Origin of the sequence: Ferrovibrio terrae, from assembly GCF_007197755.1 — a bacterium.
Taxonomy (GTDB): domain Bacteria; phylum Pseudomonadota; class Alphaproteobacteria; order Ferrovibrionales; family Ferrovibrionaceae; genus Ferrovibrio; species Ferrovibrio terrae.
This window is the reverse complement of the sequence record NZ_CP041636.1, coordinates 3,903,795-3,917,835: the sequence shown is the minus strand read 5'-3', so window position 1 is coordinate 3,917,835 and position 14,041 is coordinate 3,903,795. Positions and strand designations below refer to the sequence as shown.

The 14,041-nt window shown below is 63.6% G+C and carries 12 protein-coding genes; 7 read left to right on the top strand and 5 right to left on the bottom strand.

Features of this window, described 5'->3' with window-relative positions:
• Positions 1 to 150: 150 nt before the first annotated feature.
• A complete protein-coding gene (locus tag FNB15_RS19160) occupies positions 151 to 3,798 on the bottom strand; it encodes a vitamin B12-dependent ribonucleotide reductase (protein WP_144258258.1) in 3,648 nt (1,215 codons plus the stop codon).
• Between the two features lie 256 nt (positions 3,799 to 4,054).
• Between FNB15_RS19160 and FNB15_RS19155 the strand changes: the two genes are divergently transcribed.
• The 5 genes from FNB15_RS19155 (at position 4,055) to FNB15_RS19135 (ending at position 7,477) form a co-directional block, all read left to right on the top strand.
• A complete protein-coding gene (locus FNB15_RS19155) occupies positions 4,055 to 4,615 on the top strand; it encodes a DUF2059 domain-containing protein (protein WP_144258257.1) in 561 nt (186 codons plus the stop codon).
• Between the two features lie 145 nt (positions 4,616 to 4,760).
• Complete coding sequence (locus FNB15_RS19150; RefSeq protein WP_144258256.1) at positions 4,761 to 6,026, top strand: calcium-binding protein; 1,266 nt, start codon at positions 4,761 to 4,763, stop codon at positions 6,024 to 6,026.
• A 127-nt stretch (positions 6,027 to 6,153) separates the two neighbouring features.
• Positions 6,154 to 6,498, top strand: a complete 345-nt coding sequence (locus FNB15_RS19145; RefSeq protein WP_144258255.1) for an NADH:ubiquinone oxidoreductase subunit NDUFA12 — start codon at positions 6,154 to 6,156, stop codon at positions 6,496 to 6,498.
• A 37-nt stretch (positions 6,499 to 6,535) separates the two neighbouring features.
• On the top strand, positions 6,536 to 7,051 hold the full coding sequence (gene mlaD, locus FNB15_RS19140) for an outer membrane lipid asymmetry maintenance protein MlaD (protein ID WP_144258254.1): 516 nt from the start codon (positions 6,536 to 6,538) through the stop codon (positions 7,049 to 7,051).
• A 3-nt stretch (positions 7,052 to 7,054) separates the two neighbouring features.
• Entirely contained in the window at positions 7,055 to 7,477 is a 423-nt protein-coding gene (locus tag FNB15_RS19135) for a DUF2155 domain-containing protein (RefSeq protein ID WP_246068732.1), read from the top strand.
• On the opposite strand, the gene aat is transcribed toward FNB15_RS19135, so the two are convergent.
• The 4 genes from aat to aroQ are packed head-to-tail and all read right to left on the bottom strand — an operon-like array spanning position 7,414 to position 10,390.
• Complete coding sequence (gene aat / locus FNB15_RS19130) at positions 7,414 to 8,085, bottom strand: leucyl/phenylalanyl-tRNA--protein transferase (RefSeq protein ID WP_144258253.1); 672 nt, start codon at positions 8,083 to 8,085, stop codon at positions 7,414 to 7,416. The genes FNB15_RS19135 and aat overlap by 64 nt on opposite strands.
• Before the next feature lie 36 nt (positions 8,086 to 8,121).
• Entirely contained in the window at positions 8,122 to 9,465 is a 1,344-nt protein-coding gene (accC, locus tag FNB15_RS19125; protein WP_144258252.1) for an acetyl-CoA carboxylase biotin carboxylase subunit, read from the bottom strand.
• A 20-nt stretch (positions 9,466 to 9,485) separates the two neighbouring features.
• Positions 9,486 to 9,962: an acetyl-CoA carboxylase biotin carboxyl carrier protein gene (gene accB / locus FNB15_RS19120; protein ID WP_144258251.1), complete on the bottom strand. Its 477-nt coding sequence runs from the start codon at positions 9,960 to 9,962 to the stop codon at positions 9,486 to 9,488.
• A gap of 35 nt (positions 9,963 to 9,997) precedes the next feature.
• Entirely contained in the window at positions 9,998 to 10,390 is a 393-nt protein-coding gene (gene aroQ, locus FNB15_RS19115) for a type II 3-dehydroquinate dehydratase (RefSeq protein WP_246068879.1), read from the bottom strand.
• Positions 10,391 to 10,954: 564 nt separating this feature from the next.
• Here aroQ and FNB15_RS19110 point away from each other — a divergent pair.
• Positions 10,955 to 13,303, top strand: coding sequence for an FkbM family methyltransferase (locus FNB15_RS19110; protein ID WP_144258249.1), 2,349 nt, complete (start codon positions 10,955 to 10,957; stop codon positions 13,301 to 13,303).
• The gene (locus FNB15_RS19105; protein ID WP_144258248.1) at positions 13,300 to 13,986 is read left to right on the top strand and encodes an MBL fold metallo-hydrolase; all 687 of its coding nucleotides are present in this window, start codon (positions 13,300 to 13,302) and stop codon (positions 13,984 to 13,986) included. Before FNB15_RS19110 ends, FNB15_RS19105 begins: the two co-directional genes overlap by 4 nt.
• The last annotated feature ends 55 nt before the right edge of the window (positions 13,987 to 14,041 follow it).

The window sequence follows — 14,041 nt, the reverse complement described above, 5'->3', positions numbered from 1 at the left end:
AGCTGAATGAGGACAATGGATACAATTCCCCCAATGTCATGGCCGGGCCTGACCCGGCCATCCCCGTCTTTCCTTTTTGCGGGCTCAAAAAAAGGCCCCGGCCACCTTTCGGAGGCCAGGGCCGCTCCCTGGAGGAGGAGCTTCAGATTCTTATGAGCAGCCCGTCGTGCCGCCGCAGCTGTCGCATTTCAGGCAGGTGCCGTTGCGCACCAGCGTGAAGTTGCCGCATTCGGGGCAGCTGTCGCCCTCGTAGCCCTTCATCCGAGCCAAGGAGCGTTCCTGTGCGACGCGCTCCATCTTGCTGGGGCCGCCGCCGAGCGCCGTCACGGGAATGTCCATCTCGACATGGGTATGCGTGTCGGTGCTGACATGCATCACCGGACCGTCTGTACCTGTCGCCTGATATTCCGGCGCGCGGTTCTGACCGCCTTTCAGCACATAGAGATTCGAGCGGATATAGCCGTTGGAGGCGACCTTGATGATCTCTTCCTCGACCTTGACCTTGGCCGGTGCTTCCTTCGCACCCAGCGCGTCATGGCGCAGGTCGTCGGGCTGCACATGTGCCAGATCAGTGCGGCCGAGGTAGCTCACTGCCAGTTCGCGGAACACATAGTCGAGGATCGAGGTCGACATCTTGATGACGTCGTTGCCTTCCACCATGCCCGACGGTTCGAAGCGCGTGAAGGTGAAGGCCTCGACGAATTCTTCCAGCGGCACGCCATACTGCAGCCCGATGGAAATCGCGATGGCGAAATTGTTCATCAGGCTGCGGAAGGCGGCGCCTTCCTTGTGCATGTCGATGAAGATCTCGCCCAGCTTGCCCTCGTCATATTCGCCGGTGCGCAGGTAGACCTTGTGCCCGCCGACGATGGCCTTCTGGGTATAGCCCTTGCGGCGCTGCGGCAGCTTCTGTCGGCCGGCCGCGATCAGCTTCTCGACGATACGCTCGGCCATGATCTGCGCGCGCGCAGCCGCCGGCGCCTCGGCGACCTGCTCGGCCACGCTCTCTTCCATCGTGTCGTCTTCCAGCGCCTGGGTCTGCAGCGGCTGCGAGAGTTTCGAGCCGTCGCGATACAGCGCGATGGCCTTGCAGCCCAGTTTCCACGACAGCATGTAGGCGGTCTTGCAGTCCTCAACGGTCGCCAGGTTCGGCATGTTGATGGTCTTGGAGATCGCGCCGGTGATGAAGGGCTGGGCGGCGGCCATGATGCGGATATGGCTTTCTGCCGAGAGGAAACGCACGCCGTCCTTGCCGCAGGGATTGGCGCAGTCGAACACCGACAGATGCATGTCCTTCAGATGCGGTGCGCCTTCCACCGTCATCGCGCCGCAGCAGAACAGGTTGGCTTCGGTGATCTCGTCAGCCGAGAAACCGAGCGCGGTCAGCAGGTCGAAGGCGGGATCGTCGAGCTGCGCGTCCGTGAAGCCGAGCGCCTTGCAGACATCGGTGCCGAGCGTCCAGCGGTTCAGCACGAACTTGATATCGAAGGCGCCGCGCAGGCCGGTTTCGACCTTGGCGATCGCCGCCGTCGACAGGCCCTTTTCCGCCAGCGTGTCGTGGTTCACGCCGGGCGCATCCTTCAGCGTGCCATGGCCCACGGCATAATCGATGATCTGTTTGATCTGGCCGTCGTTGTAGCCGAGCGTTTTCAGCGCCAGCGGCACGGTGCGGTTAATGATCTTGAAATAGCCGCCGCCAGCCAGCTTCTTGAACTTGACCAGCGCGAAATCCGGCTCGATGCCGGTGGTGTCGCAATCCATCACCAGACCGATGGTGCCGGTCGGCGCGATCACGCTGACCTGCGCATTGCGGAAGCCATGCGCGGTGCCCAGCTCCAGCGCGCGGTCCCAGGCGGTTTCGGCGGCATTCAGCAGCGCCTGATCCGGGCAGCTGGCATGATCCAGCGGCACCGGCGCCGTCGACAGGCCCTCATAGCCGAAATGATCGCCCTGTGCGGCGCGGCGATGGTTGCGGATCACGCGCAGCATGTTCTCGGCATTCGGCGCATAGCCGGGGAAGGCACCAAGCTCGCCGGCCATTTCGGCCGAGGTCGCGTAAGACACGCCGGTCATCAGCGCGGTGATCGCGCCGCAGATCGCGCGACCGGCATCCGAGTCATAGGAATGACCGCAGGACATCAGCAGCGCGCCGAGATTGGCGTAGCCCAGGCCGAGCGTGCGGAACTTGTAGGAAAGCTCGGCGATCTCCTTGCTGGGGAACTGCGCCATCAGAACGCTGATCTCCAGCACCACGGTCCACAGGCGCGTGGCATGTTCGAAGGCGGTGGTGTTGAACCTGCCGTCAGCCTGACGGAAGCACATCAGGTTCATCGAGGCGAGATTGCAGGCCGTGTCGTCGAGGAACATGTATTCCGAACACGGGTTCGACGCATTGATGCGGCCATCGGCCGGGCAGGTATGCCAGTCGTTGATGCTGGTGTCGAACTGGATGCCCGGATCGGCCGAGGCCCAGGCAGCATAGCCGACCTGTTCCCAGAGCTGGCGCGCCGGCAAGGTCTTCGACACCTTGCCGCTGCCGCGCCAGGTCAGGTTCCAGTCGCCATTGGTTTCGACCGCGGCGAGAAAGCCGTCGGTGACGCGCACCGAGTTGTTGGAATTCTGGCCGGCCACCGTGAGATAGGCTTCCGAATCCCAGTCGGTGTCGTAAGCCGCGAAATCGATCTCGGTGTAGCCCTGCTTGGCGAACTGCACCACGCGCTGGATGTAGTTCTCCGGGATCATCGCCTTGCGGGCGGCGAGAATCTCCTTGCGCAGCTGCGTGTTCTTCTTCGCGTCGAAGCGCGCCTCTCCGCTGCCGAGCTGGCAGGCGGCCATGATGGCGCCGAGATGTTTCTGCGACAGCTTGGAGCCGGCCACGAGGGCTGCGACCTTCTGCTCTTCCTTCACCTTCCAGTCGATGAACTGCTCGATATCGGGATGATCGATATCGCAGATCACCATCTTGGCGGCGCGGCGGGTCGTTCCGCCCGACTTGATCGCACCGGCGGCGCGGTCGCCGATTTTCAGGAAGCTCATCAGGCCCGACGACTTGCCGCCGCCCGACAGCTTTTCATTTTCGCCGCGCAGCTTCGAGAAGTTGCTGCCGGTGCCCGAGCCATATTTGAACAGGCGCGCCTCGCGCACCCACAGGTCCATGATGCCGCCCTCGTTGACGAGGTCGTCCTGCACCGACTGGATGAAGCAGGCATGCGGCTGCGGATGTTCGTAGGCCGAAGCCGACTTGGTCAGCTGGCCGGTCTTGAAGTCAACGTAGTGATGGCCCTGCGCCGGACCGTCGATGCCATAGGCCCAATGCAGGCCTGTGTTGAACCACTGCGGCGAGTTGGGCGCGGCGATCTGCGCCGCCAGCATGTAGCGCATCTCGTCGAAGAAGGCGCTGGCATCTTCGGCGCTGTCGAAATAGCCGCCCTTCCAACCCCAGTAGGTCCAGGTGCCGGCGAGACGGTCGAAGACTTCCTTGCCGCTGGTCTCCTGCGTGAAGCGATCCTTCTCGGGCAGCACGGCGAGCACTTCGGTATCGGCTTCGCGGCGCCACAGGAAATCGGGGACATCGGATTCTTCCACGGCCTTCAGCGCGACGGGCACGCCGGCGCGACGGAAATACTTCTGCGCCAGCACGTCGGCGGCCACCTGGCTCCAGGCTGTGGGCACTTCCAGATTGTCGAGGCGGAAGACAACGCTGCCGTCAGGATTACGGATTTCGCTGGTGGTGGTTTTCCACTCCAGTCCGGCATAGGCGTCCTGGCCCGCAACCGTGAAATGACGCTCAATACGCATGGCTCTTCGCCCCCAACCGGACCGCAAATGAAATCAATGTGTTGTGCTCTGGTTGGCTCTTGGATAAACGGGCAAAAAACCCAATATCTGGTCACCGGCAGACCGCAACGAGGGCTAAATCTAGGGATGTGCCCTGAGTCGCTCAAAGCTGATTATGTGAGTAAATTTGGGGGTCGGTCTTATTTCGTTCCCTTGACTGGATTCTGCCATAATTAGGCGTATGAGTATGACTCGTTGAGTTGCACAGGATTCGCCCATGCGCCGCCTTCTGTTTGCCGTTGTGATGATTGTCTCCGCCTTGGCTTTTGGCCTTGCCGCGGGCCCGAGTCTGGCCCAGGCCGGCAATGCCCAGACGCGTGCGGCCGCCGAGCGGCTGATGACCACGATCGGGCTGGAAAAACGTGTCGAGGCGATCACGCAGCTCTATCTGAACTTCCTGCCCACCAACACGCCGGCCGAGCAGCAGCGCGCCGCCGAGCTGCGCCAGCGCGGGCCCAGCGCCGGTCCGCGCTTCCGCACCGCTGTCGTGAATGCGGCCAGCAGCAGTTACACCAGGCCCGAGTTGGACGCGCTGGATAGCTATTTCGCCAGCGGCGAGGGCCAGCGCCTGCTGACCACCGCCGTCACCCGCGCCGTGCTCGGCGTCGGCAGCAAGGGCGGTGTGAAGAGCAGTGACATCCTGCGGCCGGAAGACCTGCCGCGCGACAATCCGGCTTTGCAGGCGGCCGCCGCCAAGTATCCCGCTTTCGAGAAGCTGGCGCAGGCCGAGCTGCAGCGCGAATTCTCTCAGGAAATCGCCCTGATCAACCAGCGCTGAATGGCGCGGTATAGTTGCATTTCTGCCGATACGTGTTGGTTAATGCTCCTTTAAGTATACATTTCCATTGACGTTTTTTGGTATCGGCTGAAGTCTCTGCCCATTCCGCCTCGTCGTGGGGCGGTCAGCAGATGGGCTCAATCCGATGACCTACATCGTCCCGCCGCGCAGCGCCGCCGATCACTATTTCCGCTATACCGCCAACCAGATGGGTGCGGGGACTGCCGATCGCTTTCGCGCGCATCTGCAGCAGTTCGGCGTGAATATGGACGGCCTGGCGCAGCAGCACCGCACCTGGATCAGCAGCGGGCAGACTGAGGCGAAGCCCTCGCTCGACATCTACAACCAGGCGCCCCAGCCGGCGCCGACGACACCGCAGGACCCTGCCGAAGTCGCCGGCAATGTAAATGCCGCGATGGCGCGGCTCTCGGATATCGCCTACGGCGTACAGCGCATGCTGCACGCTCAGGTCGACTGGCTGGAGGGGCAGCCCGACCCCGCCGCCGTGAGCGGCGCACCGGTTGACGGCACCGATGGCGACGACGAGCAGCATGTCTATCACAACCAGACCAGCAGCAGCGGTGCCGGCAACGACACGATCTACAACTACAGGCACGGCACCGTTGATGCTGGCGCTGGCAACGACAAGGCCGTGCTTTATATGGGCGGCGGCGAGGTGAATCTGGGCGAGGGCGATGATCTCGCGCTGATCTACAACGGAACCGCCCGTGGCGGTGACGGCAAGGACCAGTTCACCCTGCTGAACGGGGGCAGGGCTTATGGCGGGACGGGCGACGACCGCTTCCTGGTGATGGATCGTGGCCATGTCTATGGTGAGGACGGTGACGACCATATTGAAATCGTTGCCGGCGGCCTCGGGGCCAGCGGCTTTGCCGATGGCGGCGACGGCAATGACACGATCATCGCGCATGGCCGGGCCCAGCTGTTTGGCGGTGCCGGCGACGATGTGCTCACTGTGAGCGGCGGCTTCCGGAGCAAGTTCAACGGCGGCACCGGCAATGACACGATCAACCTGCTGCCGGAGGCCGATTACGGCTATCGCATCGAGTATAACAAGGGCGATGGCGACGACATCATCGCCGGCGACCTCAGCGGCGTGAAGGTCACCTCGTTCAAGCCGCTGATCGAGGACGGCAAGTTTATAAAGTTTGTGCAGGACGGACCGTCCCGGATGATGCACAAGGGCCAGGTGGTGCTGGGTGAAGGCATCGCGCGCGACGAGGTGACCGCCGTGCGCGACGGCAACGACGTGCGCGTCAGCTTCGGCAGTGCGGGCGGCTCGATCACCTTCAGGGACTTCCAGGATACGGCCCCGCGGCTGGCCTTTGCCGACGGCAGCTGGCTGGACGTGGCCAAACTCCTGGAAGCGGCGCCCGGCAATCCGGCCTGATCGGCGCGATTTCTTCTGCCCCGGCAAGGCCTTGGCCGGGCAGGGCGGGGCTTGCTCCCGGCGTGCCGGAATGTCATATTCCGGCAGGTTTTTCGGCCGGATTCCCGGCCTGAGGGTGGCGGTTTCCATGAGCCTGTTCGGCACCAAGCTTTTTACCTGGTGGAGTGGTGAACTCGTCGGCAAGGACGGGTTCGGCAACCGGTATTTCCGCACCAAGAGCGGTCATGCCAAGCGCTGGGTGATCTACAAGGGCCAGCCCGAGGCCTCCAAGGTGCCGCCGGAATGGCATGCCTGGCTGCATTACACCACCGATGAAGCTCCGATCCATGGCGTCGAGCACAAGCCGTGGGAGAAAGAGCATCTGCCGAACCTGAGTGGCACGCCTTACGCGTATCGCCCGCAGGGCAGCGTCGCCAGGGGCGGCCAGCGCGCCGCTGCGACCGGCGACTACCAGGCCTGGCAGCCGGAATAACGGCGGGGCGCGAGACAATTATGAACGGCAGTTTGGCATGAACGGCAATCTGGTCGAGACTCTGATCGGCGCGGTCGTGCTGCTGGTCGCCGGCTTTTTCCTCGCCTTTGCCTACACGACCGGCGGCGTCGGCAGCAGCCGTGTTGGCGGTTATGAACTGCAGGCGCGCTTCAACCGCGCCGATGGTCTGGTCAATGGCGGCGACGTGCGCCTGAGCGGCATCAAGATCGGCACCATCACCAAGCAGGCACTCGATCCCAAGACCTATGACGCCATCGTCACCTTCAGCGTCGACAGCCGCTACCAGCTGCCGGACGACTCTGCCGTGAAGATCGCGTCCGAAGGCCTGCTCGGCGGCAACTTCATCTCGGTCGAGCCGGGCGGCAGCGAAGCCATGCTGAAGCCGGGCGCCGAAGTGAAGTTCACGCAAGGGTCGGTCAACCTGATGGACCTGATCGGTCAGGCGATCTTCAGCGCCACCGGTGCCGGCAGCAACGGCAAGGATAAGCCGGCCGGCGAGACCGAGCTGAGCCCGCTGCCCAAGGCCAACTGATCAGTGCTGCGTTTTGCATCCTGGTGCGTGTTGCTGTTGCTCGGCGCTTCTGCTGCGCAGGCGCAGGAGCCGCAGCTCTCGCAGCAGTATCCGTCCACGCCGATGCCGATCGCCGTGCTGCAGGGCCTGGATAAGATCACCGCCCGCATCTACACCTTCGAGGCGCCGGTCGACCAGACCATCGGTTTCGGCACGCTCAAGGTGACGGTGAAATCCTGCCGCAAGCGGCCGCCGGAATATCCGCCGGAGAGCGCTGCCTTCCTCGACGTGGTCGAGCAGCGGCCCGACCAGCAGCCCAACGCGCTGTTTCAGGGCTGGATGTTCGCCTCCAGTCCAGGCCTCAACCCGCTGGAGCATCCGGTCTACGACGTCTGGCTGATCGACTGCAGGACCAGCGCTGGCGGCGCATCGGGCGCCAGGCCGTAGAAATCCGCCTGACGCGGCAGCGCGTCGAACAGCAGTTCCAGATACGCATCGCGTTTCACTTCCACCGCGCCGAACTGCTTCAGGTGATCGGTGACGAACTGCGTATCCAGCAGGGTGAAGCCGCCCGCCACCAGCCGCCCGACCAGATGCACCAGCGCCACTTTCGAGGCATCGGTGGCACGGCTGAACATGCTTTCGCCAAAGAAGGCCGCACCCAGCTTCACGCCATAGAGTCCACCGACCATCGTGCCGCTGGCATCGAAACATTCCACGCTATGCGCGAAGCCGAGCTTGTGCAGTTCGGTATAGGCATCGCGGATCGTGGCGTTGATCCAGGTGCTGTTGCGGTGCGGGTGCGGCGTCGGTTCGGCGCAGGCGGCCATCACGCCGGCGAAGTCGCTGTCGATGCGCACGGTGAAGACGCCGGACCGCACCTTGCGCGCCAGTTTCTGCGGCACATGAAAGCCGTCGAGCGGCAGGATGCCGCGTCTGGTCGGATAGACCCAGAAATAGCCCGGATCGTCGGCGCTGTCGGCCATCGGGAAATAGCCGCGGGCATAGGCCTGCAGCAGCAGTTCCGGTGTCAGCGGTTCGGGGCGCGCGCTCATCTTTCAGAAGCTAGCGCGCTGCCCAAAGTTCGCCAATCAATTCTGGCGCGCGATGAATTCTTCGAGCCAGTGGATGTCGTAAGCGCCGTTGACGAAGTCGGGCTCGTTGATCAGCGCCAGATGCAGCGGGATCGTGGTCTCCAGACCGCCGATCACATATTCCTCCAGCGAGCGGCGCAGGCGCATCAGGCATTCGTTGCGCGTGGTGCCGTGCACGATCAGCTTGCCGATCAGCGAGTCATAATGCGGCGGAATCTGGTAGCCGGTGTAGAGCGCGCTATCGACGCGCACGCCCAGGCCGCCAGGCGCATGGTAATCGGTGACGCGGCCGGGTGAGGGCGCGAAGGTGCGCGGGTTCTCGGCATTGATGCGGCATTCGATGGCATGGCCGGAGAACTTGATGTCCTTCTGGGTGTAGCCCAGCGGCGCGCCGTCGGCGATACGCAGCTGCTCGCGCACCAGATCGAGGCCGGTGATAGCTTCGGTCACCGGATGCTCCACCTGCAGGCGGGTGTTCATTTCGATGAAATAGAACTCGCCATTCTCGAACAGGAATTCGATGGTGCCGGCGCCGCGGTAGTTCAGCTTGGCGATCGCCTTGGCGGCAATGTCGCCGATGACCTTGCGCTGGTCGTCGTTCAGTGCCGGCGAGCGGGCCTCTTCCAGAACCTTCTGGTGGCGGCGCTGCAGTGAGCAGTCGCGTTCGCCCAGATGCACGGCATTGCCCTGGCCGTCGCCGAAGATCTGGATCTCGATATGGCGCGGGCGGGCGAGATACTTCTCGACATAGACCTGGTCGTTGCCGAACGCATTGCGCGCCTCGGTGCGGGCAGCCATCAGCGCCGGGCCGAATTCGGCCGGCGAGCGCACGACTTTCATGCCGCGACCGCCGCCACCGGCGGTGGCCTTGATCAGCACGGGATAGCCCATGTCAGAGGCGAGTTTCAGCCCCTGTTCCTCGGTTTCCACCGCGCCCTTCGAGCCGGGCACGACCGGGATGCCGAGTGCGCGCGCGGCATCCTTGGCGGTGATCTTGTCGCCCATCAGCTTGATGTGCTCGGACGTCGGGCCGATGAAGGTGATGCCATGCGCCTCGACGATCTCGGCGAATTTGGCATTCTCGGACAGGAAGCCGTAACCCGGATGGATCGCATTGGCGCCGGTGATCTCGGCGGCCGAGATGATGGCCGGGATGTTCAGATAGCTCTGCGACGACGGCGGCGGGCCGATGCAGACGGACTCATCCGCGATGCGCACATGCATGGCATCGGCATCGGCGGTGGAATGCACCGCCACCGTGCGGATACCCATCTCGCGGCAGGCGCGGTGGATGCGGAGCGCGATCTCGCCGCGATTGGCGATCAGAACCTTGTCGAACATTGCGGGACCCGCTGGTTCTGTTACTCGATGATCAGGAGCGGCTGGCCGAATTCGACCGGCTGCTGGTTTTCGATCAGGATGCGCGCGATGCGACCGCCCTTCGGCGCCGTGATCGGGTTCATCGTCTTCATCGCCTCGACGATCAGCACGGTCTGGCCGGCGGTCACGCTGTCGCCCACCTTCACGAAGGGCGCGGCGCCCGGCTCGGCTGCGGTGTAGACGGTGCCCACCATCGGCGACTTGAGCGCGCCCGGATGGCTGGCGTCATCGCTGGCGGCCGGTGCGCCACCGGTGGCAGCCACGGCAGCGGCAGCGGCGGCGGCGGCCATCGGCGCTGCGGCATAGATCGGCGTGCCGCCCTTGGTGACGCGCACCTTGAGCGGACCTTCGCTCCACTCGATCTCGGTCAGGCCGGTCTCGTTCAGCAGGTCGGCGAGTTCACGGATCATCTGCTGGTCGATGCGGCTGTCTGCCTTTTTGTCCTTGGGCGCGGCCATGCGCTACTCCTGTGGTCTTTTGAAACGGAAACGGTTCAGACGATATCGGCGAGCGCTTCGAGCGCCAGCACGTAACCCTTCGGCCCGAAGCCGCAGATCATCCCCACCGCTGCCAGCGAGATATAGGAATGATGGCGGAAGCTTTCACGCCGGTGGATATTCGACAGATGCACCTCGACGCAGGGCTTTTCGGCCGCGTTGAGCGCATCGAGCAGGGCGACCGAGGTATGGGTATAGGCACCTGCATTCAATACGATGCCGGCGGCTTTTGTCCGCGCCTGCTGGATCCAGGTGACCAGCTCGCCCTCGAGGTTGCTCTGGCGGAAGTCGACGGTCAGGCCGAGGCGGTCGCCGGCCCTGGCGCAGAGCTTCTCGACATCGGCCAGCGTGGCACGGCCGTAGATCTCAGGCTGGCGCAGGCCGAGCATGTTGAGGTTCGGGCCGTTCAGCACGTAGATCACCGGTTTGCCGCCTGCCGCCTTGGCCGCGCTTTTGCCCTTGCCGTTTGCTGCCGATTTCCGTGCTTTCGCCATGCGAGTCCCAGAGGTTTCGCGATCAGACCGCCTGCCGTACACCATCGGCAAAGCCCGGGCAACCCCGGGGCCAACCCCTTGATCCCGCTGGGCGTCGGAGAGGGGGAGGCATCCACAGCCCAGCTTCGGTGTTCGCAGTATGTTTCACGTGTAACATACCGGCCGGGAAACCCCGGCAGCCTGTCCTCGTCTTCCGGCTCTGCCCGGTCTGGGGCGGGTGTCACTACGGTCCTGCTACGGGCTTAGTCCGGCTTATTCGGTGCTTATGTCTCACTAATTCCTGATTATTCTGTTTTATCAGTACCTTATCGCCGCGTGGGCGGCTTCATCAACAGATGGGAGCCATGTCCCGTTTCGCAAGGGGCAGGCCCCGCTTTAGGGATCATTCATTCCCTGCAGGCAGATTGCCGTCCAGTCCAACCGGGCCCGGAAGAGGCTCTTCAGTCAGGTCAAAGGCCTATGCCCGCCGCTACCCAGCATGCCCTCACATTCGACCAGGCGGTTGAGGGCTATCTCCGCGCCCATGGGCAACTCAGCTTCCTGCAGATCGGCGGCTATGACGGGGTCAGTTACGACCCGCTGCGCCAGCATATCCTGAAGGGCCATCTGACCGGCGTGATCGTCGAGCCGGTGCCGATGCATTTCGAGAAGCTGCAGGCGCTCTATGCCGGCAGCGACCTGATCAAGGTGGAGAATTGCGCGGTCGACCGCGACGAGGGCGAGCGGACCATGTGGTTCTTCTCGCGCGATGCCATCGCCAGGGGCACGATCGGCCAGGTCTTCGGCGGGATCACCTCTTTCCTGCTGCCCAACCTGCTGGAAAAGGGCGGCACGCTGGGCGGGCTGTACAGCGACGCGAACCGCGCGATCCTGAATTCGCTGGTGGAATCGATCACCGTGCCCTGCCACACCTACGACACGGTGATCGCCCGGCATGGCCTGAAGCGGATCGACCTGCTGCAGATCGACACCGAGGGCTACGATTACGAACTGCTCAAGGCTTTCGACTTCGCCAGGCATCGCCCCGCCATCGTGCATTACGAGTGCCAGCACCTGCAGCCGACGGATGCACAGGCGGCCGAGGAGCTGCTGCGTGGGCACGGCTATGTGCTGAACAGCAACGGCTACGACACGTTGGCGCTCCGCGGCATACTGATCGAGAATCGTGATACGCCGAACGCCGAGATCCTGGTCGGTATCGCGACCGAGCTGCTGAATGAAGGCCGCACCGCACAGGCCGGCGAGATCTATAACTATGTCCTGCAGGTCGAACCCGATCACTTCATTGCCAATGTGAATGCGGCACTGGTGGCGAGCCGGCAGGCGCAGCATGCGGACGCCCTGCGCCTGATCGGCCGCGCGACCCGTCTGGCGCCAGCCGGTTTCCAGCTCACGCCGTTTGTCAGCACCATCTGCGTCGAAGCCTCGGTGGCTTTCAACGAGAGGCTGATGGCGAACGACCTCGCTGCCGCGGAGCCGATCATCGAGGCACTGGCTTTGCTGCGGCCCGATGAGTACCAGTCCACGGCGCTGGTACTGGCGCGCTATCGCGGCAATGCCGGGCGGATTCTGCATCATGCAACGCAGTTGCTGCAGCGGAATCCGGAATCATGGTCGGCGCATGCCGCCCTGTCCGATGTGGCGACGGCGCGGGGCGATGTCGCCGGCTGGCTGGAACACAACGCCCGGGTCGTGCTGCTGCGTCAGCGCACTGCCGATGGCGATGAGTGGATGTTCTCCGGTGAGGCTTTCCACGTCGCGTCCGACATTCTGGTTCATCCGGAGGTTCCGCATCTGCTGCCGCTGGTGGACGAGGTGCGCGCTGCCGTTGCCGCCCAGCCGCAGAGTTTCAGCAAGGAAGACGATCGCAGCAACGACCGCTTCCTCAGGCTTTGCCTGGACAGTGCCGCGACCGCGATCCTGACGGAAACCCTGCCGGATCGTCCGCCGCCGCCGCTGACATTTGCCGATTCCGCCGGCGCCAAGCTGAGCTTCGACAAGATGCGGCAGAAAATCCGTGCCGGCGCAGCGAAACTGACCTTCCTGGCGGCCGCCGACGAGGTATATCTGCGCCGCTATGGCCGCAGCTATCTGGATGCCTTGTTGCAGCGCTGCGACGTCGATTGCGCGATCATCCTGTGCATGGTGGGCGACCCGAAAAAGCTGAAAAGCGTGATCGCGGAGATCGGCATCCGGGATCCGCGCCTGTTCTACATGGTCGACACCTTCGATCCGGTGCACGCGGTTTCCTATTACACCCCGGAAGGCTGTCTGACCGATTGCGCCCGGGCCTATTACCAGTCGGCGCGCTTCCTGGTGCTGGAATCCCTGCTGCGCGACCTGGAGATGCCGCTGATGGTCAGCGATATCGACATCCTGCTGCAGGGCAGCGTCGCCGGACTGCTGGAGCGGCATGCGGAGGCAGAGGTCGTGCTCAACCGGAACGAGTCGGTCGTGTCCTTCGGGTCGTATTTCACCGCCAATCTCGTGCTGATCAAACCCGGCCCGACCGGACAGCAGTTCGCCGCGATGCTCCGGCATTTTCTTGAGGTCAGGCTGAAGCGCGACCATATCGAACAGTTCGTCGACCAGATCGCGCTGGTGTTTGCGCATTATCACTGCAGGCGTCGGGCTCTGGACCGCATTGGCTTTTTCCATGACACTGAAATCAACAACGTCATGCTGAACAAGACCAACATGGGCGAAAAGGCGATGGACCTCGCGCGCAAGTTCGTTTTCTTCGCCTATTACGGCTCGCAGGGCGAGTCCGCGGAAAAACTGATGAACCGTATCGCCGGCAGGATATGACCGAGAATTTCTCCAGCACGACACCGCGCCTGCATGCCGAGATCAACCCCGTCACGCCGTTCCAGCAGAACTGCTCGCTGATCTGGTGTTCCGAAACCCTGCGCGGCGCGCTGGTCGATGCCGGCGGCGAGCCCGAGAAACTGCTGGCCGCTGCAAAGCGCCGTGGCGTGACACTGGAAAAGCTGCTGGTGACGCATGGCCATCTGGATCATGCCGGCGCGGTGATGGAGATCGCCGAACACCTCGGCCTGCCCATCGAGGGGCCGCATGAGGATGACAAATTCTGGATCGACGGCATGCCTGCGGCGGCAAAGCAGTATGGCTTTCCGCCCAGCCGCAGCTTCACGCCGGATCGCTGGCTCAAGGATGGCGATACGGTGACGGTCGGCAATCTGGTGCTGGATGTGATCCACTGCCCGGGGCATACGCCGGGGCATGTGGTGTTTTATCACGCGCCCTCGCAGGCCGCGTTGGTGGGCGATGTGCTCTTTCAGGGCTCGATCGGGCGCACGGATTTTCCCAAGGGCAACCACGCAGACCTGATCCACTCGATCCGCGAAAAGCTGTTCCCGCTCGGTGACGACATCACCTTCGTGCCGGGGCACGGACCGCTGTCGACGTTCGGGCAGGAGCGCGCGAACAACCCGTTCGTGTCGGATCGCGCGGTGGGGCGGGGCTCCTAATCGTCGTTCCCGCGAAGGCGGGAGTCCAGTTTCAAGGGTGGACTGGATGCCCGCC

Coding starts and splice junctions, on each gene's coding strand:
- aroQ (WP_246068879.1), bottom strand. CDS start 10,390: ATGCTCGGCCTGCGCCAGCCTGAGATCTACGGCCGTGCCACGCTGGCC.
- accB (WP_144258251.1), bottom strand. CDS start 9,962: ATGGCCGCGCCCAAGGACAAAAAGGCAGACAGCCGCATCGACCAGCAG.
- FNB15_RS19145 (WP_144258255.1), top strand. CDS start 6,154: ATGAGCCTGTTCGGCACCAAGCTTTTTACCTGGTGGAGTGGTGAACTC.
- FNB15_RS19160 (WP_144258258.1), bottom strand. CDS start 3,798: ATGCGTATTGAGCGTCATTTCACGGTTGCGGGCCAGGACGCCTATGCC.
- aat (WP_144258253.1), bottom strand. CDS start 8,085: ATGAGCGCGCGCCCCGAACCGCTGACACCGGAACTGCTGCTGCAGGCC.
- FNB15_RS19150 (WP_144258256.1), top strand. CDS start 4,761: ATGACCTACATCGTCCCGCCGCGCAGCGCCGCCGATCACTATTTCCGC.
- mlaD (WP_144258254.1), top strand. CDS start 6,536: ATGAACGGCAATCTGGTCGAGACTCTGATCGGCGCGGTCGTGCTGCTG.
- FNB15_RS19155 (WP_144258257.1), top strand. CDS start 4,055: ATGCGCCGCCTTCTGTTTGCCGTTGTGATGATTGTCTCCGCCTTGGCT.
- accC (WP_144258252.1), bottom strand. CDS start 9,465: ATGTTCGACAAGGTTCTGATCGCCAATCGCGGCGAGATCGCGCTCCGC.
- FNB15_RS19110 (WP_144258249.1), top strand. CDS start 10,955: ATGCCCGCCGCTACCCAGCATGCCCTCACATTCGACCAGGCGGTTGAG.
- FNB15_RS19105 (WP_144258248.1), top strand. CDS start 13,300: ATGACCGAGAATTTCTCCAGCACGACACCGCGCCTGCATGCCGAGATC.